Here is a 25,540-nt window from a genome sequence, read left to right as displayed (position 1 = left end):
CTCGTCCACCTCAGCCACGTTCGCCTGTGGACATGAAGTACTGGCGGGCCGCGCTGATGTCCGCACCGAAGCGGGTCTCCAGCTCGTTCTGCAGGGCGCCCACCAGGGACGCCGTGCGGTTGACCGCGTCATCAAGCGTCAGCAGCACCAGCTTGACGCTCTGGGGCATTTCGGCGCCGTCTTGGTCGCCCTCCAGCTCGGCCATCCACCATGTTTCCAGCGCGGTGGCGCTCTCCAAGTGCGCCGTGAGCGCCTTCTCCAGCAGGCTCTGGCGCTCCGTGATTTCGAGCTGGAACGGGGTGATGCGCTCGTCCAGCGGCACCACCACCGGGCGCTTGCCGCCGAGTTTCTTCTCCAGGGCGTCGGCGCGCTGCTCGGCCTTCTGGCGCTTCTCGGCATTGAACTGTGAGTCCTTCTCGGACTGGCGCAGCGCTTCGCGCAGTTGGGTGGCGCTCATGCGGTCGATGTCGTCCAGGTCGCCGAGGCTTTCGAGCACGTCATCGTCGTGGGTGACCAGCTCCAGGAACGCGCTGGCGTTCTTCACCTTGGTGCTCAAATCGCTCAAACTGAGCGATTTGGCGGTCTTCGCGGCGGCATGGATGAACCGGCGGGCGGTGGGTCCGCTGAAGCCGAGCAGCTCCACGCGCTTGGTGAATTCGCCGTGCGGGGTCTGCTCCTTGAGCAGCGCCAGGCGCTTGCCGGTTTCGAGGATCGCCTCGACCGTGCGGCGCTGGTAGAAGCGGATGCCGTCTTCGAGGGCGCCGACCTCCAGCGAGCCCTCATAGCCCAGCTCCTTGGCCATCAGGGCGGCGCGTTCGCCTGCCTCCTCCACCAGGTGGCCCAGCTCCATGCTGGCGCTCTCTGCGCGCTTCAGAGCTGCCTCGTTGACCTGCGGCTCCTCGACCACGGTCAATGCTGTTTTCGTGCGTGCCATTGCTTTTCTTCCTTGGTTAGTCGGTGATCGTGAAATTGCGGCGCACCTCGGCCAGCTGCTTCTCGTGCTGGTCCAGGGCGGCCATCGTCTTGATGCCCACGCGGGCGGCTTCGCGGGCGATGCGGAAGCGCCCGGTGGTTTCGTCCTTCACCGCCCAACCCGCCTCGATGAGCGACTCGGCGGTGCGGGTGATGTAGCTGGGCGGCACGTGCAGTGCGTCGGCCAGCTCCTTGTTGGTGAGGCCGCGCAGCGGCTGGGCGGCCAGGCAGGTGACCATGCGCAGAGCGCGGATGACCTGCTCGCTGCCCTTTTTGTCGTCTGCGCTCATCCTGCGAACGCCTCGGTTGTGGCCGCAGCAGGCACCAGGATCTGTGCCGAGGTGAGGCGCATCTGCGTCGAGGGATGCACCAGCATCAGCGTGCGCGAAGGGTCGGCAAACATCGGGCGCCCCTGGTACGCGCCGACCTCGAACAAGCGCAGGTCGCCCGCATCAGCCTCGGCGATCGCCTGCTCGACCAACTCGCGTTCGCTGCTGACGTTGTAGATGTCGAGATCGGCAGCATCGACGTGCCAGACAGCGCTCACCAGGTCCTCGACGTGAGGCGCCGGAGCCTGGCCCAGCGGGCAGTCGAAGAAGACCACGAACTCGCAGTCGTGGAGGCGCGAGCCGATGACGGCCCGAAACAGTGAGGAGTACTTCAGGGTGGGCATGGCTGGTCCTGTCATTCGGAATCGAAGTCGAGTTCGGGGGAGCTGTGCTGCGTCACGTTGGCGCGATGCCAGGCGACGTTTTCCAGGTGAGTGGTGAGCGCGGCGACGGTGGCCTCGGGGTCAGCGTTGCCGGCGTAGAAGTCGGTGATGAACTTCAGCGCCTGGCTGAAGCCGGTGTGCAGCTCGACCAGGTCGGTGTCCTTGAGCGTGCGGCCCGAGGGGATGTCCACCAACATGCGCCCGCTGCTGGCCGCGAGCCAGCGCGTCACGAAGTCGATGCCGCAGGCCGTCTCGAAGGGGCGGATCAGGATCGCGGGAATGCGCCCTGTCTGCAGCCACTTGTAGACGGTCCAGTGGTCCGCCACGCCCATCTCGGAGGCGATGCCTTCCACTGAGCGGTTGAGCTTTTCGCGAGCGTGGTCCTTGCACAGTTCCAGCGCGTGGCGGAGGCTGGTGGCGCGGACGCGCTTCCAATTGCGGCGGCCGGTTGGACTCACGGGCGACCGCCAGAAAACGACGCTTCCAAAGAAAAAGCGCGGCTGGGGCTAGTGGCCCGAGGTGCGATCACCCAAAATTGCCCAAGGGACAAGAAAAGGCAACCGTATGTAAGATGAAAACCCGACATGTCGTGGCTCAGGCCGGCAACATGTTGGGGAGGTGGGCACGGGAAACTTCGCCCTCCTTGAGGCCGAGTTGGACCGCGATGTTGTGACTCTCGCCGCGCAGACACTTGCGCCGAGGGCTCGCGTCGCTGTCGATCAGGATTTCCCTCACGAGGGCTGCGGAGTAGCTGTGCTTCCGCGCCCACGCCGTGTAGGACCATCCCTTGCGGTTGAACTCTTCGCGGACTTGCTGCCGGGTTTTCAGTGGCATTTCTGCGTTCCGTTTTGTGTGCATCAATTCGCGTTGATGCGCGTTTGTTGAAACTGGTGTGAACTGGAGTATGGGCAATTAATTGCCCATGTGCAAGGGCAATTTATGACCCAAGAGGGGCCGTATGCCGAGGTGGGGAGACGTATCCAAGGTCTGCGCGGCAAGCTGACGCAGGCTGAGTTCGCCGCCCGCTTAGGCGTGGATCGAAAGTCAGTGACTGGATGGGAGACAGGGAAGCGTTTGCCGGACGGCAGCTCCCTGCTAGTGATGCGCCGCGACATGGGCGCGGATCTCAACTACATCCTCGGCGGGGGTGAGGGCGAGTTCCGTGTGCTCTCGTCAGAGGAGCGGACGATGGTCGACTTCTATCGGGATGCTTCGCCGGCTGTGCGCAAGGCGGCGTTGGGGGCGTTGCTGTCAGCTGGGCATGCTGCCCCGGGCGTTGTCATCCACGGCAAGGTTGGTCAGTCGATTGCGGGGAATGCTGAACAGAGCAACTTCACTATCGACATGGGAAAGCAGCGAAAACCAGGAGGCGAATGAATCGAGGAGGTCGCGTAGAGATCCACGGTGACGCTGGCCAGGTCGCTGCTGGAGACTTTCATCTTCACAACCATTACTGGTCATCGGGATTCCCGGCGGAGGGCGTGCCGGTCACGCCGTGGTGGGAGCTGCCGACCGAGGAACTGAGGGGATACCTTCGAGAGGAGCGTGCCGAGTTCTGGCGCGCTTGGAGGCGCTACTGGTTCAACATTCCCTGTCTGATCATTGCGGTGCTGCTGCTGGGCTCAGTCGCAATGCTTGCTTCGACCGTCGCTTCATCCGGACCTCTAGGCGTAGCGCGGGCGGTGGAGTGGTGGCTTCCAGTCGGTTTGCTATGCACGGGAGGGCCTATGGCGATCTGGATGTATCGCATCCGGCGGACGGAGGGCATTGCGGTCATGCAGGCTCAGGCGAACATTGATGGTCTTGAGGCTGTTCTAACGAGAAGAAAAAGGTTGCGCAGATGAGTGGATCGAGATCGAACAAACAACGCGGCTTTATGGTGTGGGTGCTGATGCTCGTGCTGGCCGGCGCTGCGATTGGCGCCTGGCGCTATAGCCTCTATCGAGAGGAAAGCAAGCGAGCCCAGCAAGCAGCTGCCGAGCAACTGCAGAAGGACCAGCGTAAAGAAGCCGAACGAGCTGAGCTTGAGAAGCGGCTTGCAGAGGGGAAGCGACAGCAGGACTCGCTGGTCGCTGCGCAGAAGTCGATGGATGATCTGCTCGTCCGGTGGGACGATGCTGTGAAGATCGCCTCCAGCACCAGCCGCATTTCCCTTAGCACCCCGGTAGCGCTTCTTCAAGACATCAGACGCGACGCAGAGAGACTGACTCTCCCTCCTTGCATGGATGGTGCAAAGGCCAATCTCGTGAGCAGCATGAACAGCACCATCAAAGGATTTATGGTGTTCATGCGCAACGAGTTGAAGATCGGGGACACCCTGGCAAGGATCGACTTCGACGAAGCCGCAAAGCATATGGTGGCGTTCAACGAAGGCAAGAGCGCCTGCCCCCAATGAAGCACATCCGACCGTTTGTGCTTCCCTGCGCGCGATGCATCTTTGTGCTGGCACTTGTTGCAACGGCGGCGGCATCGGCGCAATCAGTGGTCCCTGCCGCTTCCAACCAGGTCACGCTGTCGCTCGATCAAGACTTGATCACCTTCGTAAAGGCGGGAGCGTGGGTAGCCGGGATATTTCTTGCCATCTTCGCCTTCATCGCGGTGGGTTTCTTTGGCTGGGATGTTGCTCAGACCCGAAAGGCGATGCAGGACGCGCGCGACGACCTGAACAAGAGGATGGGCGAGATTAGGTTAGATCACCAGGCTCTAAAGGAACTCAAAGAGCGACTTGAGAAGCTTGGGGCAGAGCTGGTGGAGCAGATCGAAAAGAAGACAGCGGCCGATCCGTCAGTGCCTCCATCGCCAGCACCGGCGCCGGCACCGGCACCGGCACCGCAGCAAGACACGAAGCCGGACGAGCCGAATCAGGACGGTCCTCTATCCCAATCGTGGAGGACGAATGAAGAGAAGCGCTTACAGGTCCGGCAGGTGATCGCTGCTGCGGAATTCGAGTGGACAACCCTGGGCACGCTTGCAAAGAAGACGGGACTAGGGGACAACGAGATCATCGCCCTGACGGTCGATGACCCCTTAGTCCAGCGTGGCATTGGCGCCCGGGGTCAGATGCTCTTTCGCCTCCGACATTTCAATGATCCAAACTCGGTTGGCATTGGCGACGCAGTGCGAGAAATGACTCCTTGGAGTGTCGGAACTCGGGTGCTCGCTTTTGACGACGTCGCACCGCCCGGTCGAGGCGGAATGGGCGGCAAGGGCAGCACCAACTAGAAGGGGACACCATGCTCGGGCCGCAGGTTCACAACCTCCATGTCCACGGCCCGGTGGGCGCTGACGGTTTCCAGCACGACGAACGGAACGCCCGGGTAGGCCTTTGCCAAACGCTCGGCCTCGGTGCTCGCAGCGCCTGGCGTCGTGTGATGCGCGGTTGAAGCCAGAGCGGGCTCGCGGCCGGCCCGCATCACCAGCCAGTACGGATCAGCGTGCAGCATGGAGCCGCTCCCGCAGGAGGTAACCCTCCAGTTCCCAAACCTTCTCACGCGCCAGCGCGAATGCTGCGGCTTCGCCCTGCGCCCAGTCCTGCTTCGTCGGATCGATGCTGCCGTAGTTGTGGCCCAGCACCTTCGCGCCGTTGCGCAGCGTCAGTTCGCAGATCGTGATCGCCGTCTCTGGCAGCTTATGAAACCGCCGGCCAACGATCGCGCCATCGATGTCGGCGGGCGTGAGTTGCCGCGCGAGCGGATGCAGATCCTTGGTTTCGACCTTGCCGTCGATCAATGCTTCGGCCGACTTGTAGAGGTTGCTCGCCAGGACGACCGCGCTGGTGAGCTGCGGCGATGCGCCGCAGGATTCGATCGCTGAGACCACCGTGCTGATCTCGCGCAGGATGGGGTGCTTGCTGATGTCCGTCATGGAACCTTCTTCGGTGTAGCCCGGGGATTCGGGCGGGCCATCGTGCCGGCCGAAAGCTCTACGAGATATTGACCCCCGTCATAAGACTGCGCGCCGCTGCGTCGAGACACTGACCGCTCCCTGGTCTATGTCCCCCACTGGAGCGCAACGTGAAACTGTCCGATTCGATCCCCGTCTGGTTGCGCGCGCCGCGCAACTCCCTTTGGCTCGCCGCGGCCGTCGTGCTGCTGGCCCTCATCGCCGTCATTTCGCCGGTCCAGCTTCCGGTCGTGCTCTACAAGGCCGCGCTGGTCGCGCTGGCCGTCGTCATGGGCTACTGGCTGGACCGCGCGCTGTTTCCCTACGCACGCCCTGACGGCTTCCTGGAGCGCGATTGGCGGCTCGGCACCGACGAGCCCGAGTTCGGCGCCGACTACCGCGTGGTGAAGGGCTACGAGACCGTCTACTCACTCGCCATGCTGCGGCGCGCCGTCCTGGTCGGCGTCGTGATCGTCGGCATCGCCCTGGGCCTGTGATGTACGCCCGAGACGAAGCATTCGAGCGGGATCTCGCTCGGGTTGCCCGGTGGCGGCGCAACGCCAAGCTGGTGGTCTGGGCGTTCATGCTGGCGCTGTTCATCACCTGGCTGGCCTGGCCCAGCTCGGCCCGCGCCCAGGTGCCGCAGGCGGCCAATGGCTACCGCGCTGAGCTGACGCGCACGGCGCGGGCGGTGTGGGGCCTGGAGGCGCCCGTGGCCACCTTCGCTGCGCAGATCCACCAGGAGTCCGGCTGGCGACCTGGCGCCGTGTCACAGGTCGGTGCGGCCGGGCTCGCGCAGTTCATGCCTGGGACCTCGCAGTGGATCGCAGGCGTGGACCCCGCGCTGAAGGCCAACCAGCCTTTCAATCCGTCGTGGGCGATGCGTGCGCTGGTGACATACGACCTGTACCTTTTCGAGCGAACGCCCAAGACCTACGGCCAGCGCGATCGCATGTGGGTGGCGCTGCGTGGGTACAACGGCGGCTTGGGCCACTGGCAGGCCGAGGCGCGCAACGCTGCAGGCCCGGATCGGGCGGCGGTCGATGCTGCCTGCGGCAGCGCAAAGCGTCATCGCAGCCACTGCGCCGAGAACCTCGGCTACCCCCGACGCATCCTGGTCGACCTGCAGCCACGCTACATCGCCTGGGGAGGTGCCCTTTGAGCGCCGCCTACTGGCTGCTCGCCCTCGTGCTTGCCTCGGTGGCCAGCGCGGGCGGCGGCTTGTATGTCGGGCACGCCGATGGCGTTGCGGAAGCGACCGCCAAGAACGATGCGAAGACGGTGGGCCAGCTCACCAACCTGATCAGCTCCCACCAAGGCCTCATCGACGCGGCGGCGCAGGTCAGCCGCGGCATGCGCCAGGCGCTCGCGAAACGCCAGAGCGCCGATGCCAAGTCAACCCAGGAGTTCAAAGATGGCCTCACACCGACCGCTGGCGATCGCGCTGGCTGCCTGTTTCCTGCTGACAGCATGCGCCAGCTCGCCCAGGCCCACGCCCGGGCTGCAGAAGCCGCTGCCAGCGGAATACACGTCGCGCTGCCCAGCGCCAACCCAACCGCCGACAGGCCGTGAGGTAGATCCCGTGCTCATCACGCTCAAAGACCTCTACGACCTCTACGGCATCTGTGCCGGCCGCCTGGTCGACCTGCTCGACTACCTCGACGGAGGCCAGCAGTGACGTTGCAAGCCGACCTCTGGCAGCTCATCGGTTTGCTTGTTTCGTTCTTCGGCTTTTGCGCCGGCGGCGCAGCGCTCATCCTGCGCTTGATCGGAAAGAACCTGGACGAGCGATTCGCCAGCCAGGAGAAGACGCGCGCCGAGGCCCAGGTGCAACTCGCCTCGCGGCTTGATGGCATCGAGCAGGTCAATCGCGACGAGACCATCCAGTGGCAACGCGTGGAGCGCGAGTTCCTCAAGTTCCAGGCGGACCTGCCGCTGCGCTACGTCATGCGGGACGACTACATCCGCGGCCAGACCGTGATCGAGGCCAAGCTCGACGGCTTGGCCGGGCGAATCGAAAACGCGCAGCTGCGCTCAATGCTGGGAGGGACCCAATGAACCACATCGACTCCGCCAAGTTGCGGCGCGAGGGCCTGCGCTGGCTCATCTTGCTGGCGCTCAACAACGCACGCCCGATCGGCGCGCACGAGAGCGTTGTCCTGTCGGCCGCCAATTCCATCTATCCGGACGCGACCCCGCTGGAGCTGCGGCGCGAGATCGACTATCTGGCGAATCGCGACCTGGTCAAGATCCGCAAGGACCCAAGCGGGCCGTGGTTTGCCGACCTCACACGCTTCGGCACCGACGTCGCCGAGTACTCGGTCGACTGCGAGCCTGGCATCGCGCGCCCGGCGAAGTACTGGTAAGCCATGGGCCGCAAGAGCACCATCCACCGCCTGGCGCCGGAGACCAAGTCGTACATCGAGGCCATGCTCGCCACGGGCGCGCAGACCCTGGATGAACTGATCGCCGACCTGCAGCAGCGCTTCCCGGCAGAAGCCAAGGCGGGTGGCCTGCCGAGCCGCTCGGCGCTGCATCGCTACGGCTCGAAGCTGGACAGGCGGCTGGCCGCCATCAAGGCGAGCACGGAAGCCGCCCGAATGATCAGCGAGCATGCCGGCGACAGCCAGGATGCGCGTAGCGAGGCGCTGACTGCGTTGGTGCAGACCGAACTGTTCGAGGCCATCCTCAACCTGCAGGAGGCCGACGATCCCGACATTGACGCGGGCGAGCGCGTGGGCATGCTCAGTGCCGCGGCGAAGAACATTGCCACGCTGACGCGCAGCAGCGTGAACCTCAAGAAGTTCCAGGCCGAGGTCGCGGAGGCCGCCCGAAAGAAGGCATTTGCGGATGCCGCCCAGCAGGCCACCGAGACCGCAAAGCAGCAGGGGCTGTCCAAGACAGGCGTGGAAGCCTTGCGTGCGGCCATCCTGGGGGCACTGTGACCCAGCTCGACGTGCAGCGCACCCAGACCGCGCAGGCCGCGGCGATCCTGATGGCCTACCAGGTCAAGTGGATCTCCGACACCTCGCCCGTGAAGATCATCGAGAAGTCGCGCCGCATCGGCTTGAGCTATGCGGAGGCGGCCGACAACGTGCTCTATGCCGCCAGCGCCGAGGGCGCGAACGTCTACTACATCTCCTACAACAAGGAGATGACGCAGGGGTTCATTCAGGACTGCGCCACCTGGGCGCGGGCCTTCAATGCCGCGGCGAGTCACATCGAGGAGTCCGTGCTGGAGGTCGAGGACAAGCAGATCCTGACCTACACGATCAAGTTCGACAGCGGCCACCAGATCCAGGCTTTCACCAGCAACCCGCGCAACCTGCGCTCGAAGGGGCGGCCGGGCGAGCGGCTTGTGGTCGACGAAGCGGGCTTCGTGGACGACATCCAGGGGCTGCTCAAGGCCGCGATGGCCATGACGATGTGGGGCGGGCAGATCCGCATCATCAGCACGCACAACGGCGACGACAACCCGTTTAACGAGCTGGTGAACGACGTGCGCGCCGGGAAGTTCGACTACAGCCTGCACCGCGTCACGTTGGACGATGCGCTGCACGACGGCCTCTACCGGAAGATCTGCGCGGTCACCGGCCAAGAGTGGTCGCCCGAGCGGGAGGCCGAGTGGCGCCGCGCGATGATCAAGCGCTACAAGCCGAACGAGGATGAAGAACTGTTCTGCATCCCCGCACAGGGCGGTGGTGCCTGGCTCACGCGAACCCAGATCGAAGCGTGCATGCGTCCGGCGCCGGTGTTGCGCTTTAACGGCACACGCGAATTCAACAACTCCAGCCCGGAGCTGCGCGCGCGGCTCATGGCGGACTGGATCAAGGACGAGCTACTGCCGCTCCTTGAGTTCAATCCCGAGCTGCGGCATGCGCTCGGCATGGACTTCGCGCGCACCGGCGACCTCTCGGTCATCGCGCCCGCCGAGATCGCGAGCAACCTGCATGTCCGCATTCCGTTCTTGGTCGAACTGAAGAACGTCCCCTACAACCAGCAGCTGCAGGTGCTGTACGCGATCGCCGATGTGTTGCCCCGCCTGTCGGGCATGGTGATCGACAGCCGCGGCAACGGCAGCTACATCGGCGAGGCCGCATTCGACAAATACGGCTCGGTGGTCGAGCGCCTGATGGCAACCGAGGCCTGGTACCGCGATCACATGCCGCCGTACAAGGCCGCCTTCGAGGACGGGACCATCACCATTCCCGAGCACGACGACCTGCTGCAGGACCATCGCGCCATCAAGTTGGTGCGCGGCGTTGCCCGCCTGCCGGAAGGCAAGACATCCGGCGATCGCCACGGCGACGGCGCGATGGCCTGCGTCTACGCCCACGCGGCAACGCAGCTCGACATCACACCGATCGAATTCACCAGCAGCGGCCCGCGCGAGAGCGTCAGCGACGCACAGGACTTCCTCTATGGCTAAACGCACCCGTCCCACCCGAAACACCGCGACGGCGCCAGCGCTTGCTGCACCCGAGTTCGATACCGAGTTCGCCAACCGGCTGCAGGACCCCTTCGAGATCGCCTATATGGGCGTGCTGCGGACCAACGACCCGCTGCTGCTCGAACGCGGACAGGGCAACGTCCAGCTCTACCGTGAACTGAAGCGAGACGGCAAGGTCTTCGACGGTCTGCAAAAGCGCCAGCTCGCGCTCATCGGCAAGCCCTGGCAGGTCGAGCCGGTCGATGCCGACGCGCCCAACGCCACGAAGGACGCCGAGACGCTGACCTCGATCCTGAAGGAATCGGCGTTCGACCGGGTCTGCTCCGAGCTGCTGGAAGCCCTGCTGGCCGGCTATGCAGTTGCCGAGATCGTCTGGACCATCCGCGATGGCATGGTGGTGCCGAAGCGGATCGTCAAACGAGCGCAGCGCCGCTTCATCTATGTCCAGGAAGACGAGAACGAGCCGCCGCGGCTGCGCATGCTCAAGCGCGACAACATGCTCACCGGCGTGCCAGTGCCCGACCGCAAGTTCATCGTCCACCGCGTGAACCCCGAGGACGACAACCCCTACGGCACGGGCCTGGGCCTTCAGCTCTACTGGCCGGTGTTCTTCAAGCGCAAGGGCATCGTGGCTTGGAACAAGCTCTGCGACCGCTTCGGCTCGCCCACCCTGCATGGCAAATATCCGCGCACGGCCGGCCCGAAGGAGAAAGGCACGTTGGCCGATGCGCTGCGCGCCTTCAACAGCGACGGTTTCGTGATGACGCCCGAAGGCATGGAGATCGCGCTCCTCGAATCCAAGCTCAACGGCAACGTCACGACGCAGCAGGCGCTGTGCGAGTACATGGACGACTGGATCGCTGCCGTTCTCACTGGCCAGGAGTCGCGCTCGAAGGGTGGCGGCGCCATGGCTGCCGCCAGCAAAGAGCGCCAAGACGTGCGCGAAGACCTCACCCAGGCCGACAGCGACCTCCTGAGCGAGACGGTCAACGAAACGCTGCTCGCCTGGATCTGCGACTACAACGGCCTGCAACGCTGCCAGGTCTATCGCAAGGTCAAGGACGACGACGACCGCAAGGCCGAGAGCGAGGTGGACAAGAACGTGACGGAGATGGGCTTTGAGCTGTCCGTCGACGCCGTGCGGGCGAAGTACGGCGAGGGCTGGGAGAAGAAGGCCGCGGCACCGGTCCTGCCAGGTCTACCGCGGCTCGCTGGCCAGGGCGCGCTTGCAGCTGCTGCGAACGACGAAGCTCCGGCCACGTCCGCCGCCAACTTCGCCGAACCCGGCGGGTGGGCGGATCGCATTGCGCGCATCCTCGGCGATGGCGGCGACCTGGTGCTGCGCGACTGGATGGAGCGCGTCCGCGCCATGGTCGATGGCGCGGACAGCCCGGACCAACTGCGCGATCGGCTTCTCGCCGCCTACGGTGATCTGCCTGGCGCCGAGCTGGTGGAGTTGATGGCCCTCGCGTTCGCCGCGGCCGAGCTGGCCGGAATGGACGCGGTCGCCGTCGAGACGACGCTCCACCCCGAGGGAGTCAGCTGATGGCGGACTCTCTCTCGGTCGCGCTCAAGGCGGCGCGTCAGCGCTTCCAGGAGCAGATCGACTTCTTCCGCGCCAAGCTCGCGCTGCCCACGGAGCGCTGGGACGACATCTGGCAAGGCGCCCACGACCGCGCCTTCATCGTGGCCGGCGCACAGAAGGCGGATCTGCTCTCGGACTTGTTCCAGGCCGTCGACAAGGCGGTGGGCGGTGCGAGCATCGGCGAGTTCCGCCGCGACTTCGCCCAGGCCGTGGCGCGCTCGGGCTGGACAGGTTGGACCGGCGAAGGCACGAAGGCCGGCGAAGCCTGGCGCACCCGCACGATCTACAGCGCCAACGTCAGCACCAGCTACTCGGCCGGACGACGCGCCCAGCTCCTGCAGCCAGGCCTGCTCGCGGTGCGCCGGTTTTGGTGCTACCTGCATGCCGATGGCGTGCTGCACCCGCGGCCGATGCACCTGGCCTGGAACGGGTTGACGCTGCCCTACGACCATCCGTTCTGGCAGACACACTTCGGTCCCAACGGCTGGGGATGCCAGTGCCGCGTCGTGGCAGTACGCGCGCCGGCCGATGGAGCGCCCACCGAGCCGCCGGACGGTTGGGACGACATCGACCCGAAGACCGGCGCGCCGGTAGGCATCGACCGCGGCTGGGCCTATGCGCCTGGTGCCGACTCCGACACGTCGCTGCAGCAGATGGTGCAGGGCAAGCTCATCACCTATCCGTCCGCGATCGCACGCGCGCTGTCGCAGGATCTCGCGGCACCGAGGGCACGGCCATGATCGAGTCGTCGGTCAACGCGCAGGGTGTGCTCTCGATCCTGGGCGGCGTTATGCAGCGCATGGACAACATGCAGCCCGCGCTCGCCGAGATCGGCGAGGACATGACCGAGAGTATGAAGCGGCACTTCGCCGACGCGAAGGCGCCGGACGGCACACCCTGGGCACCCAACTCCGACGTCACCGTGGCGATGTATCTCGGGCTGTTCAAGAACAGCCACAAGAAGGACGGCACGTTGAGCAAGCGCGGCGCCGCGCGCGCCGCATCGAAGAAGCCCGGCACCGGCGAGACGAAGGCGCTGCAGACGACGATCAACTACCAGCTCGAAGGACAGGACACGGTCTCGATCGGCAGCCCCATGGTCTACGGCGCGATGTTCAACTACGGCGGCACTCGCGAAGCCTTTCCGCACCTGTGGGGCGACATCCCCGCTCGCGAGTTCGCTGGCTTCTCGGATGCCGATCGCGCGAACATCGTGGACATCGTCGGAACCTACATCGTTGGGGCATAGCGCCGATGCCGCGCCAAGCCCTCAAATGCGGCCCTCAGGCGCGTTTTGCGGGGTCGGGTGGCTTCGGATGTAGCTTGGCCTCGATTGAGGCCCGCCGTAAAGCCTTCTAAACGTTTTACAGAGGAAGGCGGTATCGAGATGCCGACCGCACTTTCAACGTTCGGCGCGCGACCTGGTCGAAATGGCCACCAGACCCCCAGATAAGTTTTGACCTCGGTGCATAGATTCGCTCTCGGGTAATCCCGAGACTGCGGGGCATGCCCAAACCAGCACCCACCGTAGCACTGCCCGAAGGCGTCGAGATCTTCCGCGCAGGGCGCCACACCGACGACAGCGGCACCACGCACGAATTCAGCGAGGCCGACGTGCAGCGCATGGCCGCGGTCTACGACCCGGCAAAGCGCGAAGCCCCGCTGACCGTGGGCCACCCAGAACACAACCTCCCGGCCTATGGCTGGGTGAAGGGGCTGCGCGCGGAGTCCGGTCGCCTGCTGATGGACACGCACCAGGTAGAGCCGCAGTTCGCTGAGATGGTGCGCGCCGGCCGCTTCAAGAAGCGCAGCGCGAGCTTCTATCCGCCGGGCCACCCCAACAACCCCGTGTCTGGTGCTTGGTACTTGCGCCACGTTGCCAACCTCGGCGCGCAGCCGCCCGCGATCGCCGGCCTGGCCGACATCCAGTTTTCCGAGGGCGAGGCCGCTGGGCTCGTCCAGTTTTCCGAAGCCACTCCCTCAACCAACCAACCCTCCCAGGAGCAAGACGACATGAGCAAGGAATTGCAGGACAAGCTCGACGCGGTCCAACGCGAACGCGACGAACTGAAGACCGCACGCGAGAAGGCCGAGCGCGAGCGCGACGAAGCGAAGACCCAGGTCACCAGCTTTGCCGAGCAGCAGAAGGCGGACCGCAAGGCGAGCTATGTCTCGTTCGCGGAAACCCAGATCAAGGCCGGCAAGCTGCTGCCGAAAGACAAGGACATGGCCGTGGCCACGCAGGCGGCGCTGGCCGACGCCGAGGCGGTGTCGTTCTCCGAAGGCGACGCCACGCGCAAGGTCGCGCCGCTGCAGTGGCTGCAAAGCCTGATCGCCGACGCCAAGCCGGTGGTGAGCTTCGGCGAGTTCGCACCTGGTGGTGGCGGTGAAGGCGCGGAAGCCGGCGGCGCCAAGGGCAAGTCCGACGCCGAGATCGACAAGGCCGCCCAGGCCTACATGCGCGAGAAGAAGGTCAGCTACTCCGAGGCGGTGTCGCACGTCACCTCGTTCACGAGCTGAGCCAGCCAGCCACCCACCAGCCGCACCCGTTCATCAACACCGTTAGGAACCAATTGCCATGATGACCCTTGCCGAGATCCGTCTCAAGCAGAACCCGATCCTGTCCAGCCTGCTGCTCGGCATGGGTCAGGGAACCTATGTCGCCGAGAAGCTCTTTCCGCGCCTGCCCCAGGCGCTGAATGGCATCACCCTTGCCCAGCTCGGCGACGAACGCTTCCGCCGCTACAACCTGCGCCGCGCACCCGGCACGCAGACCAAGCGCGTGGAGATCAAGTACGAAGGCAAGACCTACACGGTCGACCAGTACTCGGTCGAAGTGCCGATGCCGCGCGAGCTGCTGCGCGAAGCCGACGAGAGCCGCAAGCTCAACGTGGGCAACTACCTCGACGTCTCGAAGATCGCCATGTCGACGGCCAACGACATCCTCGGCTTAGACTACGAGCTGGAAGTCGCCGGCCTGGCCACCGATCCGGCCAGCTATGCGTCCGGCCATGTGCAGGCGCTGGCGGCCGGCACGAAGTGGAGCGCAGTGAGCGGCACCCCGGTCACCGACATCCTCGCGGGCTCGAACATCATCCGCAAGAAGATCGGCAAGCGACCGAACAAGCTCACGCTGTCGGCCGACTCGGAGCAGGCACTCATCACCAACGCCGAGGTCAAGAGCTACCTGCCTTCCACGCAGATGGGTCCCGCGACGCTGGAACAGCTGAAGGTCATCCTGAAGGTCGAAGAGATCGTGGTCGGCGACGCCGTCTGGAAGGATGGCAGCGACGTGGGCCAGGACGTGTGGGGCAACAACGCCATCCTGGCCTACGTGCCGAAGATCGGCGGCAACGGCACGTCCGAAGTCAGCCTGGCCGAGCCCGGCTTCGGCTTCACCAACGTGCTCGAAGGCCATCCGTTCTCGGAGACGCCGTACTACGAGGCCGGCCTCAAGAGCTGGATCTACGGCGCCACCTACGAGCGCCGCGCGAACGTCGCCTACAACACCGCCGGCTTCCTCTTCCAGAACCCGAAATAACTCCCCGCCCGCGAAGCGTCGCCCCTCGGGCGGCGGTCAGCACTGGCTGTGCCGCCGCCCGAGGTTGAGCAGGGAACCACCTATCCATCGAGAAGGAAAGAGCATGAGCAAGATCGCACTGGTCAACGTCGCGTTGATCGTCAACGGCGAGCGCCGCAACTTCAAACCTGGCGAGCAGCTGCCGGAGTTGCCCGAGCACGACGAGGAAGCGCTGATCGCTTCCAAGTCGATCAAGGACAAAACAGCCGAAAGCAACGCGGCCCGGGCCAGCGCATCCGAGCAGCGCAAGGGTGACGAGGAGTTCCAGGCGGCGCGTCTGCGTGTCCAGGCCGAGGCCGACTCCCGCAAAGCCGTCGACGTATTCGATGCGGGCGCCGGTACCGGTGCGGGCGGCAGCGCCAACACGGGCGACATCGGGACCTTGAGCACGACCATCCACGGTGATGGCACTGGCACCGCTTTGCCGCCGGTGAGCCAGGCGCCGCGCACCTCCGCCGGCACCGCCGCGGCGAAGACCACGCCCGCGGTCAAGAACGCGGCCAAGCCTGGCAAGCGGTAACGCCGTTTCACCCGTCGTAACGAACGCCTTTTCATACCAACCAACACCAGGAGCCCAACCTCATGGCATCGCAGAACAACACGGGCCGGCAGTTCAGCAAGCTGTCCGCCATCACCATCGTGGCCACGGCCGCAGTGTCGGCAGCGCGCTTCGCTGCCTATGACGGTGGCCACGCCACCAGCGCCGGTGGCGTCAAGGACTCGCAGGGCATCACCGAACACGCCGCCGATGTCGGCCAGGCCTTCAGCGCCATCACGAGCTACAGCGGTCTGATCGAGGCCAATGAAGCCTTCGCATTCGGCGCCTACCTGAAGCCGGCGGCGGATGGCTCCGGCAAGGCAGCGGTCGGTACGGCCGACGACCACTGCGGCCGCGCGCTGGGCGCAGCCGCGGCCGCCGGCCAGTTTGTCGAGTGCCAGGTCGTCAAGCACCAGCACCCGGCCGCCTGATCGCTGCAGCACCATCGTCATGAGCTACGCCACCGTCGCCGACATGGTCTCCCGCTTCGGAGAGACCGAGCTGATCCAGCTCACCGATCCGGACAACGTCGCCGTCAACGCGGCGCTGGTCGAGGTCAAGCTCGGCGATGCGAAGGCCGTGATTGATGGCTGGATCGGCCGCGTGTACCGCCTGCCGCTGCGCGGATGCATCGAGCCCTCGGCGACACCTGGCGGGCCTTCGGTGCTCGCCATGCCGCCGCAGCTCGTGCGGCTGGCCTGCGACATCGCGCGCTTCTACCTGTTCTCCGAGGTCGCCCCCGAGAACGTCGTCTACCTACGCCACAAGGCCGCGCTCAAGGAGCTGGAGGCGATCGCCGATGGCAGCGCCGTGCTGGCGTGCCCGCTGGGCGGCTCGGCAGGCGACCTGGTCGGCGCGGATGCGCAGGAGGGGCTGGAGGTGTACTTCAGCTACTCGCCGCGCCAGATCACCGACGACAGCACGCGGGACTTCAAATGAACGTCGCGCCGGAAAACGACTACCTGGCCGTCGAAGCGCACCTGGTCGCGCGGCTGAAAGAGAAGCTCGCGGGCATGTCGCCTGCAGTGCACGTGCTCACGGCCGCGGATCTCGCGGATGTGGCCGAGGCAAACCAGCCCGTGCCGGCTGTGCATGTCATCTACCGCAATTTCCGCGTGCTGGAGTCTCGATCCGATGGCCGCCTGGCAAAGCTCGATCACACCTGGTTGGCGGTGACCGCCACGCGCAACGTCGGAGGCAATCGCTCCGGCGCTGCAGCCAGGCGCGATGCCAGCCAGCTGATGGCCAAAGTCGGCGCTGCGTTGATGGGCTTCCGCGCTCCGCTCACGTCGTCGCCGCTGCGCCTCACCCCCGGCCCCGGTCCTGGCTACAAGGCCGGCTATCAGTACCTGCCCTTGGCCTTCCTGGTCGAGACCCACTTTCACGCAACCACTACCCCCTGAGGAGTTCCCATGGCACTGATTCAAGAAATCTACAAACCGATGTCCAACGTCGGCCAGGTCTACGCGGGGGTCTACGGCGTCCCCGGACCCCTGGCCCCGATCGGCAACGTCCTGGACGTGACGGTCACGCACGACGAGACCGTCCTCAAGCAGCAGGACTTCACCCGCCTTGGGGGCGGCACGCACGCCCAGATCCGGCGGGTCGCTTCGGCCAACGTGGCCATCAACATGGCCGACCTCAACCTGGTCAACTTCGCCCGCGCTGTGCTCGGCACCGCGGCCGAGGTCGAAGGCGCCGATGTCGTGGACGAACAGCACAAGGCCTTCAAGGGTGGCCTGATCCGCCTGAAGCATCTCGATCCCTCTGCGGTGGTGTTCAAGAAGGCAGCGGCCACGATCCCGGCCGCGGGCAACTACGAAGTGCGCAAGGAAGGCATCTACATCCTGCCTGGCACCACGCTGACCGACGCCGATGACGTCCTGATCAGCTACACGGGCAAAACGACCGCCACGATCGAAGCGCTCACCGCGGCCAACCCCGAACTGGTGATCGCCTTCGGCGGCTTGAACGAGGCCGACTCGGGCAAGCCCGTGGTGGTCGACCTGTACCGCGTCGGCCAGGGCGTGGCCAAGACCTTGGCGCTACTCAGCGGCAACTTCATGGGCCTCGCTGTCGAGGGCGAGCTGCTCATGGACCCCACCAAGTCCGGCACCGGCATCAGCCGCTACTACCGCGTCCAGTTCACCTGATAGCCGTTTGTCTCCCGCGGCTTCGGCCGCGTTCGCCCCACTCGTTTGGTGAAACGCTGGACTGGTGGGGCTTTTTTCTTCAAGACCACTCGCATGGACAACATCGTCGACGTCAAGGTCCGGGCCGCAACCGAAGGCAAGGATGGCGTCCAGGACCTCACCCAGACCGTCGTCAAGCTCGGCGACTCGCTTGGCGGCGAGTTCAAGGCCAAGGCTGACGCGGCCGCGGCCGCGATCGAGGCACTCGGTGCGAAGCGGGACGCTGTCGTCGCAGTTCGCGAGCTGACGAATTCGTCGGGCGCATTGGCCATCGAGCTGGCCGAAGCCGAGCACCAGGTCGAGCAGCTCGCCCAGGCGTTGCCCGCTGCAGCTGCTGAAGCCAACCGCCTGGCCGCGGCCGAGCTTGCAGCACGTGAAGCGGCCCAGTCCACCCAGCGAGATCTCGATGAGCAGCGCAAGGCGCTGGCCCAGCTCGGCGAACAGTTCACCGGCGCAGCCAGGCGCTCGGGTGAATACCGCGAATCCAGCGCCGCACTGCAGGCCACGGTCCGCGAACTGCGCCGCGACCTGGAAGCGAAAGAAAAGTCCGTCAAGGACGCGGCCACCCAGGCGGCCGCCGCGGCCCAGGCAGAGACCGCGCTCGCGAAGCAATACACCGCCGCCGGCACCGCGGCCATTTCGATGCGCGCCGCAGTCCAAGAGAACACCAGCGCGCTCGAAGCCGGCCGCACCGTGCTGCAGGGCTTGGGCATCCAGACCGATCAGCTCACGGCCGCGGAGCGCAATCTCGATGCCGCCCTCGGCCAGGTCCGCGAGGAGGTCGCCCAGCTCGTGCCCGCCTACCAGCGTGCAGGCCAGCAGGCGGTTGCGTCGGCCCAGGCGCAGCGCCAGGCCAGCACCTCGGCCGCAGAGGGCGTGCGCTCGATCGGCGACCAGCTGCAGCGCATCCAGCAGATCGCAACGGTTGCCGTAGGCGGCGGCTTCGTGAGCGGCCTGGCCAAGGACGCGCTGGCCACGGCCGACGCCTTCAACAACCTGCAGGCGCGCATCAAGCTCGTGACCGGCGAAGGGCCGGTGTTCGCCAAGTCCTTCGCCGAGGTCACCGAGGTCGCGCTGCGCACGCACAGCGCCCTCGACCAGACCGGCATGCTGTTCGGCCGCATTGCCGAGGCGGGCAAGAGCGCAGGCCAGTCGACAGAGGTGGCGATCGCATCGTCTCTGCGCCTCACCGAGACCATCAACCAGGCGGTGCAGCTGTCCGGCGCCAGCCAGGAATCCAGCAACGCGGCGATCACGCAGCTGATTCAGGGCCTGCAGTCGGGCGTGCTGCGTGGCGACGAATTCAACTCCGTCATGGAACAAGCGCCGCGCCTGGCCAAGGCGCTGGCAGACGGCCTGGGCGTCACCACGGGCGAGCTGCGCAAGATGGCCGAGGCCGGCGCGCTCACGGCAGAGACGGTCACGCGATCGCTGCGCAGCCAGTCGGAGGTGATCAAGTCGGAGTTCGCCAGCCTGCCGCCGACCGTGGGCCGTGCCGTCGAGAACCTGCGCACGAAGTGGGCGCTGTACCTCGGCGACCTGGACAAGACGAAGGGCATCACCGCGACCGTCGCAGGAGCGATCAACGGTCTGGCCAACAACCTCGAAGCCGTCGTCAAGGTCGCCGCCGTCGCCGGCACGATCTGGGCCGGCTATGCGGTCTCGCAGGGCCTTGCATCGGCCGCGACGAAGCAATCTGCGATCGCCGCGGCACAGCAAGCGGCGGCGAGCACCCAGGCCGCCGTGGCGACCCAAGCGCATGGCCGTGCCGCAACGATCGCGGCGGCCGAGGTCACCCGCTACGGTGCAGCCTCGGCAGGCGCGGCCGCGGCCACCCAAGCCGGCACTGCTGCAGCTGCTGCGGGTGGCGGTGGCTTCCGCGCGATCGCCGGCGGAGTGCTGGCGGCCGCTTCCAGGCTGACGATCTGGACCACGGTCGCCTATGGCGCTTGGACGGTCCTGAAGTCGGTCGGCACCACGCTCGGCGAAGGTGTCGCCAAGTGGCAGGGCTACGGCGATGCCATCAAGAAGGCAGAGGAGCAGGCCAAGCTGCAGGAGGAAGCGCAGCGCGCCCGCTCTGCCTTGATGCTCGACCAGGCAGACAGGCTGCGGGCGATCCAGGAAGCCCAGTTCGGCCTGAGCAAAGAAGCGTCGGTGACCGCGGCCAAATTCGACCAGCTGCGCAAGGACGGCGACAGCGCCGCCGAGGCGATCGGCAAGATCGGCAAGGACTTCGACCTCCAGACGGTGAAGGGCATTGCCGACGCCGGCGCCGTGCTGGACCGACTGGTTTCGCAGGGGAAGATCAGCGCGGGCGAATTCCAGACCGCCTGGGCCGAAGCACTCAAGGGCCAGGATCTCGGTGTATTCGAGACAAATGCGCGGGCCGCATTTTCGGGCTCGGCACGCGAGGCAGAGCGGCTCGCCGCCATGCTCGATGCCGGCGTCCGCGAAGCGATCAAGCGCACCGGCCTCGACTTCAACACCATCTCCGGCGGCATGAGCGCCGCGTCTCGCAGCGCCATCAACGACACGGACGCAATCATCCGGTCGCTCGGCCGCCTCAAGCAACAGGGTGTCGATGTCGGCCAGGCTCTACGAGCTGGCATCGCCAAGAGCATCGACACGGCCGACTCGCAGAAGGCCATCGAGGCCGTGCGAGCACAGATCGAGAGCGTGCGTGCCCAGTTGGGCGACAAGGTGGCAGACGGCTTTCTTGAACAGGCAACGCTCAAGGCCGCAGAACTCAAACGCGTCCTGGAAGATGGACAAGCGGGCATTCAAAGCGTCGGCGAAGCCTTTCGAAAGTTCGGTTTGGAAACCGAAGAAGACCTGCAGCGTGTGGCCAAGAACACGAAGGAAGCCTACGACGTGCTCCGAGAGAGCGGCATGGCAACCGCAGAGCAACTTCGCATCGCTTTCGAGAAAACGGCCGAGGCTGCAACGAAGGCCAACAAGGGGGTGGCTCCCTCGTGGACGAACACCGAGCGGGAGATCATCCGAGCGCGTCAGCACGCACAGTCGGGCTCCTCGGGCGGCACCAGATCGAGTGGCGATTCGATTGGACGTAGCCGCAGCTCAGGCCGCGGAGGGGATGAACAGCCAACGGCGGAGGAGATCGGCCTCGACCCGCGCCAGGACCGCCGCGGCCAGAGCGCTGGAGTCATCGGCCCGAACCAAAACGTGCAGTCGGATCTCGGCACCACCCGGGAGCAAAAGCTGTCCGGTCAGAACGCCACCGACAACCGTCTCATGTTCGAGCTGCGCGACAAGCTCGAAGCCGGCACGTTGTCGGCTGAGGACGTTGGCAGCCTTCGGGCCGTCGTGGCCGCGCTCCGCCAGAACCAAAAAGTTAACGCCGACGTCATGCGACACAACCCTGGCGCCATCTCGCTGGAAGGACAGCGCGACGACAAGGCCTGGCAGGCCACGGGCAAGCGCTTCGAGCAGGAGATCGCCCGACTGTCTGCTGTCGAAGCGCCACCCCGCGTCGTTGACCTCCGCATCACCGCGCCTGGTCGACCGCGCGTGTCGATCAAGACCGATGAGGAAGGCGCACGCGTGGGCGAACAGCTCATGCGCGACTTCAGCAGCGGCAAGCTCAACAGCGGGAGGTTCTGATGGCTGTCACCCTTTCCCTGGCCGGCGGCACGCCGCTGCAGCTGCCCAACGACCTGATCTGGACCGACGAGCTCGACTGGTCGCCGATCGCCCAATCCAAGAAATGGTCGATCGACGGCGCGCTCGTCATCGACCGCTTCAAGCGCATGGCTGGCCGGCCCATCACCTTGATCGGCAACGAGAAGCGCTCGTGGGTGCTACGCAGCGTGCTGCAGGCCCTGCAGGCGTGGGCCGCCCTTGAGAACGACCCGATCTTCGAGCTGAACGTGCGCGGCGCGATCTTCCAGGTGATTTTTGACCTGGGAGAAGACGGCAAGAACGCCGTCCGCGGCGAGCCTGTCTTCGCCTACGAAGAGATGGACCCCAACGACCCCTATTGCAGCGTCGAGCTGCGTTTTCTGGAGATGTGACCCGTGCCAATCTCGCAAGGCGACATCAAGTTCCTCGCGTCCAAGGTGATGGACGACGTGCCCGATGGCGGTGGCCCACCGACAGGCGTGGAAATCCTCGACGGCGTCAGCAACGCCATGTTTGCGGACATCTCGGAGGTCGATCGCACCGTTGGTGCGGTGGCCATCGTCAAGGCCTTCCTGGCCGTGCAAACCGACACCGTCGACACCTACCTCGATGCCAACATCATCGTGGCAGAGCCACCCGCCGATCCGAACGTAAGCGTCACGCTCTACAGCGATGGCGACGTGTTCAGCATCCGCGACCAAGCGCGCCAGCGCATCGAGGCCTACCTGGGCGCCGGCCCGGAGTGGCCGGGCTTTCTCCTGGAGAACCATATCGCCAACCAGTCGGCGATCCAGATCTTCCAGCGCCCCACGGAGCGCATTCCAAACAACAATGAGACGCTGGTCCTGGTCTGGAACGAAGGGTTGGCCAACCAGCGCCTGCAGTACGTCGGCGTGATCTCCACCTCGGTGGTCATTCGCACCTACACCAGGTCGAACGGCACGACCTATGACGGCGCCGTCATCACCTGCGAGCTGCGCAATCCACTGCTCCAGGACATGCCGGGCAGCAGCGCGAACGAGTTCTTCACCCGAGCCACGACCGGCACCAAGATCCGGGAGACGCGCGTGACGAATGCGGCTGTCTTCTACGGCGCGGCGAAGCTGGCCGAGGCCGCAGCGTTGAATTCCCTCACGGCGAAGGTCGCCAGCGTCTTCACCCAGCTCGTGCCCTCGGCCCAGACCGAGACGCCGATGGTGGGCCTCAATGCGGCCGGCCAGGCGACGGCCCTCAAGCAGGCCGGAGACAACACCATCGTCTACACGACGACCCAGCCTTTCAACTCCACCACGGTGGTTTCGGTCGGCAACGCCATCACGCCAGGCACCCTCGTGATCACTGTCGGCACCGCGTCACTGACGGACACCGGCGGGCAACTGTTCGACGGCGGCAGCGCGATCGGCACGGTGGACTATCCCCGTGGCACGGTGTCCTTCACGGGCGTGACCGCGCCTTACACGGGCAGCAAGTCCGTTGCGTTCAAGGCGGCCGGCGCGCCGCTCGTGGTGGCCGACACGGGGCAGATCCCGGTCACTCCGGAATCGCGTTCCTCGAACTACGTCATCACCGTGGTGCCGCCGCCGGCACCTGGCGCGTTGCAGGTGAGCTTCCGGGCGCTGGGCCGCTGGTATGACTTGCGCGACAACGGCTCAGGCCAGCTCAAGGGCACCGATGCGGCCAACGGAGCCGGGAACATCAACTACGCCACGGGCGACATCCTGGTGACCCTGGGCTCATTGCCTGACGTGGGCAGCTCGGTGATGCTGTCCTGGGGAATGCGCTCGAACTACATCGACCGTTCTGCCCTTGCGGTGGACAAGCCCGCGCTGCGCTTCCAGCTCGAGCATTTCCCGATTCGGCCTGGTGTGCTCTCGATCGCCTGGAACGACGGCACCGCGCGCGCCGCGATCGACAACGGCAAGGGGCTGATCACGGGAGATGCGACCGGCACCATCGACTACAACACTGGCCTCGGCCAACTCGTGCTCAACAACCTGCCCGCCGGCGCGCAGCAGTTCGACATCACGTATTCGTCCATCGGCGTGGATGACGTCAAGGCGGTAGACCTGCCAGACCCGGTGCGCAACGGCGACAGCACGGTGACCTTCAACCTCGGGCGCACCAACATCACGCCCGGCACCGTCGAGCTGGAGTGGCCCGTCGTGCCGCTGCTCCCCGAGGTCGACAACGGCCGGACCAAGGTGGTCACCAGCGTGGGCGGCTTGAACAAGGCACACGACGACGGCAACGGCAACCTGGTCGACGTGCTGGGCCGCGTTGCCGGGACCATCAACTACGCCACGGGCATCGGCACGTTCCAGCCTGACGGCTTCGTCGTGGGCCTCCTGCAGAGCTTCTACAACGAGCCCGATTCCCCGGTCATCTACACGCTGGCCACCTGAGGCAGAACGACATGGCATTCAAACTCCAAACCACCACCTACGGCCTCGCGGTCGGGCGCATGCCGCTCTCGGGCGTGATGATGAAAGCACGCTTCCAGGTCGGCGGCACGCCAGCGCCACAGCTGCAATCGGTCGTCTCGACCCAAGGCGTCAAATTCGACCTCACCACGCGCTTCGGCGAGGCACTGGTGCCGGGCAGCGTCAACTTTCTCCTGGGCGGCAAACGCTACTTCGACCGGCTGGGCTCGCTGTTCACGGATCTCGAAGTCGCCACCGGCGCAGCCACCGCAGCCGGCACCGTCAACTATTCCACCGGCGAGGCCACGGTCACCAACTGGGTGCCTGGTCAGCCCGCTGGCATCACGCTCACGTCCTTGCTGACGTCGACGGGCGACAACACGGTCTCGGGCGCCACCTTTCGCGTGCCTGTGGCGCCCGTGCGGCCGGGGCAGCTGCAGATCCTGGCCACCAGGGTGCTGGGCGGCCTGATCAACGTCACGGCCGCCCTGGACGGCAAGATCACCGGCACCGGCGTGCGCGGGAAGGTCGAGTACGAGACGGGCGTGGTCGGCATCGAGTTCGGCGCCATGGTCGCGGCCGCGGGGAACGAAAGCCAGGCCTGGTACGACGCCAGCAAGGTGGTGGCGGGGCAGATCTGGAAGCCGGCGTTTGTGTTCGCCGAGACGATTCGGTTTAACGCAGTGGCCTACAGCTACCTGCCGATCGACGCCACGCTGCTAGGCATCGACCCGGTGCGCCTTCCGCAGGACGGCCGAGTGCCGATCTATCGCAAAGGCGGGCCCGTCGTGTTCGGCCACAAGAAGACCACTGCGCCGGCCGCCGTGGGCAATGGCGACGTCGTCAACCTCGGGCGGCAGCGTCTGGCGCGCGTGAAGGTCATCGGCGCCAATGGCGTGACGATCAACACGGGGTACACGCACGACCTGGAACTGGGCACGGTGACCTTCACCGATGTTTCGGGCTACTCGCAGCCGGTGCGCATCGAGGACCGCATCGAGGACATGGCGCTTGTGACCGACGTGCAGATCAACGGGCAGATCGCACTGGCCCAGCCCCTGACCCACGACTACCCGGCCGGCTCGATTGTCTCCAGCGCCATCATGGCTGGGGACCGAAAGGCGCGCGTCTCGCTCGTGTTCGACCAGTTGGCCTGGAATGGCACGACCTGGAGCGATGCTGTGGTGGGCGACGGCGCCGTGGGCCAGTTCAACGACATCGACTTCCCGATCGTGGTCAAGAACCGTGGCGCGCTCACAGAGCGGTGGATTCTGAAATTCATCACCTCGGGCACGGTCCAGGTCATCGGCGAGCACGTAGGTGTGCTGGGCACTTTCCCGATCGTCAGCGCGATCGCGCCGATCAACCCAGGCACCGGCACGCCCTACATGACGATCGATCCGCGCAGCTTCGGCGAGGGGTGGATTCCCTCAAACGTCATCCGCATCAACACCATCGGCACGCCGTTCCCGGTGTGGGGCATCCGCACTGTCCAGCCAGGCGCGGTCACCGTCCTGGACGACAAAGCCACGCTGCTCGGCCGCGGCGACATCAACCGCCCATGAACTGA

Annotated in this window: 31 protein-coding genes; 24 read left to right on the top strand and 7 right to left on the bottom strand. The window is 65.7% G+C overall.

Annotated features, from left to right (window positions below; all coding sequences use genetic code 11):
* Positions 1-10 precede the first annotated feature (10 nt).
* The 5 genes from GNX71_RS29215 to GNX71_RS29195 form a co-directional block, all read right to left on the bottom strand.
* A complete protein-coding gene (locus GNX71_RS29215) occupies positions 11-934 on the bottom strand; it encodes a hypothetical protein (RefSeq protein ID WP_206175653.1) in 924 nt (307 codons plus the stop codon).
* Between the two features lie 16 nt (positions 935-950).
* Positions 951-1,262 (bottom strand): helix-turn-helix domain-containing protein, encoded by a 312-nt coding sequence (locus tag GNX71_RS29210; RefSeq protein WP_206175652.1) that lies wholly within the window; start codon positions 1,260-1,262, stop codon positions 951-953.
* Positions 1,259-1,645: a hypothetical protein gene (locus GNX71_RS29205; RefSeq protein WP_206175651.1), complete on the bottom strand. Its 387-nt coding sequence runs from the start codon at positions 1,643-1,645 to the stop codon at positions 1,259-1,261. Before GNX71_RS29205 ends, GNX71_RS29210 begins: the two co-directional genes overlap by 4 nt.
* A gap of 11 nt (positions 1,646-1,656) precedes the next feature.
* Complete coding sequence (locus GNX71_RS29200) at positions 1,657-2,142, bottom strand: hypothetical protein (protein WP_206175650.1); 486 nt, start codon at positions 2,140-2,142, stop codon at positions 1,657-1,659.
* 136 nt (positions 2,143-2,278) lie between these two features.
* Complete coding sequence (locus tag GNX71_RS29195; protein WP_206175649.1) at positions 2,279-2,518, bottom strand: DNA-binding protein; 240 nt, start codon at positions 2,516-2,518, stop codon at positions 2,279-2,281.
* A gap of 105 nt (positions 2,519-2,623) precedes the next feature.
* Here GNX71_RS29195 and GNX71_RS29190 point away from each other — a divergent pair, with 105 nt between their 5' ends.
* The 3 genes from GNX71_RS29190 to GNX71_RS29180 all read left to right on the top strand — a co-directional run bounded on the left by GNX71_RS29190 (position 2,624) and on the right by GNX71_RS29180 (position 4,906).
* Positions 2,624-3,061: a helix-turn-helix domain-containing protein gene (locus tag GNX71_RS29190; protein WP_206175648.1), complete on the top strand. Its 438-nt coding sequence runs from the start codon at positions 2,624-2,626 to the stop codon at positions 3,059-3,061.
* A gap of 463 nt (positions 3,062-3,524) precedes the next feature.
* Positions 3,525-4,079, top strand: a complete 555-nt coding sequence (locus tag GNX71_RS29185) for a hypothetical protein (RefSeq protein WP_206175647.1) — start codon at positions 3,525-3,527, stop codon at positions 4,077-4,079.
* Complete coding sequence (locus tag GNX71_RS29180) at positions 4,076-4,906, top strand: hypothetical protein (protein WP_206175646.1); 831 nt, start codon at positions 4,076-4,078, stop codon at positions 4,904-4,906. The genes GNX71_RS29185 and GNX71_RS29180 overlap by 4 nt, the downstream gene beginning before the upstream one ends.
* On the opposite strand, the gene GNX71_RS29175 is transcribed toward GNX71_RS29180, so the two are convergent.
* Complete coding sequence (locus GNX71_RS29175; protein ID WP_206175645.1) at positions 4,903-5,127, bottom strand: hypothetical protein; 225 nt, start codon at positions 5,125-5,127, stop codon at positions 4,903-4,905. The two genes, GNX71_RS29180 and GNX71_RS29175, sit on opposite strands and share 4 nt — an antisense overlap.
* Positions 5,114-5,548, bottom strand: coding sequence for a Gp49 family protein (locus tag GNX71_RS29170; protein WP_206175644.1), 435 nt, complete (start codon positions 5,546-5,548; stop codon positions 5,114-5,116). Before GNX71_RS29170 ends, GNX71_RS29175 begins: the two co-directional genes overlap by 14 nt.
* Before the next feature lie 167 nt (positions 5,549-5,715).
* Between GNX71_RS29170 and GNX71_RS29165 the strand changes: the two genes are divergently transcribed.
* The 21 genes from GNX71_RS29165 (at position 5,716) to GNX71_RS29065 (ending at position 25,535) form a co-directional block, all read left to right on the top strand.
* Positions 5,716-6,063, top strand: a complete 348-nt coding sequence (locus GNX71_RS29165; protein WP_206179755.1) for a putative holin — start codon at positions 5,716-5,718, stop codon at positions 6,061-6,063.
* Between the two features lie 86 nt (positions 6,064-6,149).
* The gene (locus GNX71_RS29160) at positions 6,150-6,728 is read left to right on the top strand and encodes a transglycosylase SLT domain-containing protein (RefSeq protein ID WP_241027357.1); all 579 of its coding nucleotides are present in this window, start codon (positions 6,150-6,152) and stop codon (positions 6,726-6,728) included.
* Positions 6,725-7,138 carry a hypothetical protein gene (locus GNX71_RS29155; protein ID WP_206175642.1) on the top strand — a complete coding sequence of 138 codons (414 nt, stop codon included), beginning with the start codon at positions 6,725-6,727 and terminating at the stop codon, positions 7,136-7,138. The genes GNX71_RS29160 and GNX71_RS29155 overlap by 4 nt, the downstream gene beginning before the upstream one ends.
* A gap of 102 nt (positions 7,139-7,240) precedes the next feature.
* Positions 7,241-7,624 carry a hypothetical protein gene (locus tag GNX71_RS29150; protein WP_206175641.1) on the top strand — a complete coding sequence of 128 codons (384 nt, stop codon included), beginning with the start codon at positions 7,241-7,243 and terminating at the stop codon, positions 7,622-7,624.
* Complete coding sequence (locus GNX71_RS29145; RefSeq protein ID WP_206175640.1) at positions 7,621-7,932, top strand: hypothetical protein; 312 nt, start codon at positions 7,621-7,623, stop codon at positions 7,930-7,932. Before GNX71_RS29150 ends, GNX71_RS29145 begins: the two co-directional genes overlap by 4 nt.
* A gap of 3 nt (positions 7,933-7,935) precedes the next feature.
* Complete coding sequence (locus tag GNX71_RS29140) at positions 7,936-8,511, top strand: DUF3486 family protein (RefSeq protein WP_206175639.1); 576 nt, start codon at positions 7,936-7,938, stop codon at positions 8,509-8,511.
* On the top strand, positions 8,508-9,995 hold the full coding sequence (locus GNX71_RS29135) for a terminase family protein (protein ID WP_241027083.1): 1,488 nt from the start codon (positions 8,508-8,510) through the stop codon (positions 9,993-9,995). The genes GNX71_RS29140 and GNX71_RS29135 overlap by 4 nt, the downstream gene beginning before the upstream one ends.
* Complete coding sequence (locus GNX71_RS29130) at positions 9,988-11,562, top strand: DUF935 family protein (protein ID WP_206175638.1); 1,575 nt, start codon at positions 9,988-9,990, stop codon at positions 11,560-11,562. The genes GNX71_RS29135 and GNX71_RS29130 overlap by 8 nt, the downstream gene beginning before the upstream one ends.
* Positions 11,562-12,341 carry a phage minor head protein gene (locus GNX71_RS29125; RefSeq protein WP_206175637.1) on the top strand — a complete coding sequence of 260 codons (780 nt, stop codon included), beginning with the start codon at positions 11,562-11,564 and terminating at the stop codon, positions 12,339-12,341. The genes GNX71_RS29130 and GNX71_RS29125 overlap by 1 nt, the downstream gene beginning before the upstream one ends.
* Positions 12,338-12,850, top strand: coding sequence for a phage virion morphogenesis protein (locus GNX71_RS29120; protein ID WP_206175636.1), 513 nt, complete (start codon positions 12,338-12,340; stop codon positions 12,848-12,850). Before GNX71_RS29125 ends, GNX71_RS29120 begins: the two co-directional genes overlap by 4 nt.
* A gap of 257 nt (positions 12,851-13,107) precedes the next feature.
* Positions 13,108-14,121, top strand: a complete 1,014-nt coding sequence (locus GNX71_RS29115; RefSeq protein WP_206175635.1) for a hypothetical protein — start codon at positions 13,108-13,110, stop codon at positions 14,119-14,121.
* Between the two features lie 58 nt (positions 14,122-14,179).
* The gene (locus tag GNX71_RS29110) at positions 14,180-15,142 is read left to right on the top strand and encodes a hypothetical protein (RefSeq protein WP_206175634.1); all 963 of its coding nucleotides are present in this window, start codon (positions 14,180-14,182) and stop codon (positions 15,140-15,142) included.
* A gap of 103 nt (positions 15,143-15,245) precedes the next feature.
* Positions 15,246-15,701: a hypothetical protein gene (locus GNX71_RS29105; RefSeq protein WP_206175633.1), complete on the top strand. Its 456-nt coding sequence runs from the start codon at positions 15,246-15,248 to the stop codon at positions 15,699-15,701.
* Between the two features lie 62 nt (positions 15,702-15,763).
* The gene (locus tag GNX71_RS29100; RefSeq protein ID WP_206175632.1) at positions 15,764-16,150 is read left to right on the top strand and encodes a DUF2190 domain-containing protein; all 387 of its coding nucleotides are present in this window, start codon (positions 15,764-15,766) and stop codon (positions 16,148-16,150) included.
* A 19-nt stretch (positions 16,151-16,169) separates the two neighbouring features.
* Positions 16,170-16,658 carry a DUF1320 domain-containing protein gene (locus GNX71_RS29095; protein WP_206175631.1) on the top strand — a complete coding sequence of 163 codons (489 nt, stop codon included), beginning with the start codon at positions 16,170-16,172 and terminating at the stop codon, positions 16,656-16,658.
* Complete coding sequence (locus GNX71_RS29090) at positions 16,655-17,122, top strand: hypothetical protein (RefSeq protein WP_206175630.1); 468 nt, start codon at positions 16,655-16,657, stop codon at positions 17,120-17,122. The genes GNX71_RS29095 and GNX71_RS29090 overlap by 4 nt, the downstream gene beginning before the upstream one ends.
* Positions 17,123-17,131: 9 nt before the next feature.
* Positions 17,132-17,872, top strand: coding sequence for a hypothetical protein (locus GNX71_RS29085; protein ID WP_206175629.1), 741 nt, complete (start codon positions 17,132-17,134; stop codon positions 17,870-17,872).
* A gap of 93 nt (positions 17,873-17,965) precedes the next feature.
* Positions 17,966-21,532 carry a tape measure protein gene (locus GNX71_RS29080; protein ID WP_206175628.1) on the top strand — a complete coding sequence of 1,189 codons (3,567 nt, stop codon included), beginning with the start codon at positions 17,966-17,968 and terminating at the stop codon, positions 21,530-21,532.
* Positions 21,532-21,942: a hypothetical protein gene (locus GNX71_RS29075; protein WP_206175627.1), complete on the top strand. Its 411-nt coding sequence runs from the start codon at positions 21,532-21,534 to the stop codon at positions 21,940-21,942. The genes GNX71_RS29080 and GNX71_RS29075 overlap by 1 nt, the downstream gene beginning before the upstream one ends.
* Before the next feature lie 3 nt (positions 21,943-21,945).
* Positions 21,946-23,952 carry a hypothetical protein gene (locus tag GNX71_RS29070; protein WP_206175626.1) on the top strand — a complete coding sequence of 669 codons (2,007 nt, stop codon included), beginning with the start codon at positions 21,946-21,948 and terminating at the stop codon, positions 23,950-23,952.
* Between the two features lie 11 nt (positions 23,953-23,963).
* Positions 23,964-25,535 (top strand): hypothetical protein, encoded by a 1,572-nt coding sequence (locus tag GNX71_RS29065; RefSeq protein WP_206175625.1) that lies wholly within the window; start codon positions 23,964-23,966, stop codon positions 25,533-25,535.
* Positions 25,536-25,540 lie beyond the last annotated feature (5 nt).

Source organism: Variovorax sp. RKNM96 (genome assembly GCF_017161115.1).
In the GTDB taxonomy this organism is placed as follows: Bacteria; Pseudomonadota; Gammaproteobacteria; order Burkholderiales; family Burkholderiaceae_C; genus Variovorax.
This window is presented reverse-complemented; position numbering and strand designations above follow the sequence as displayed.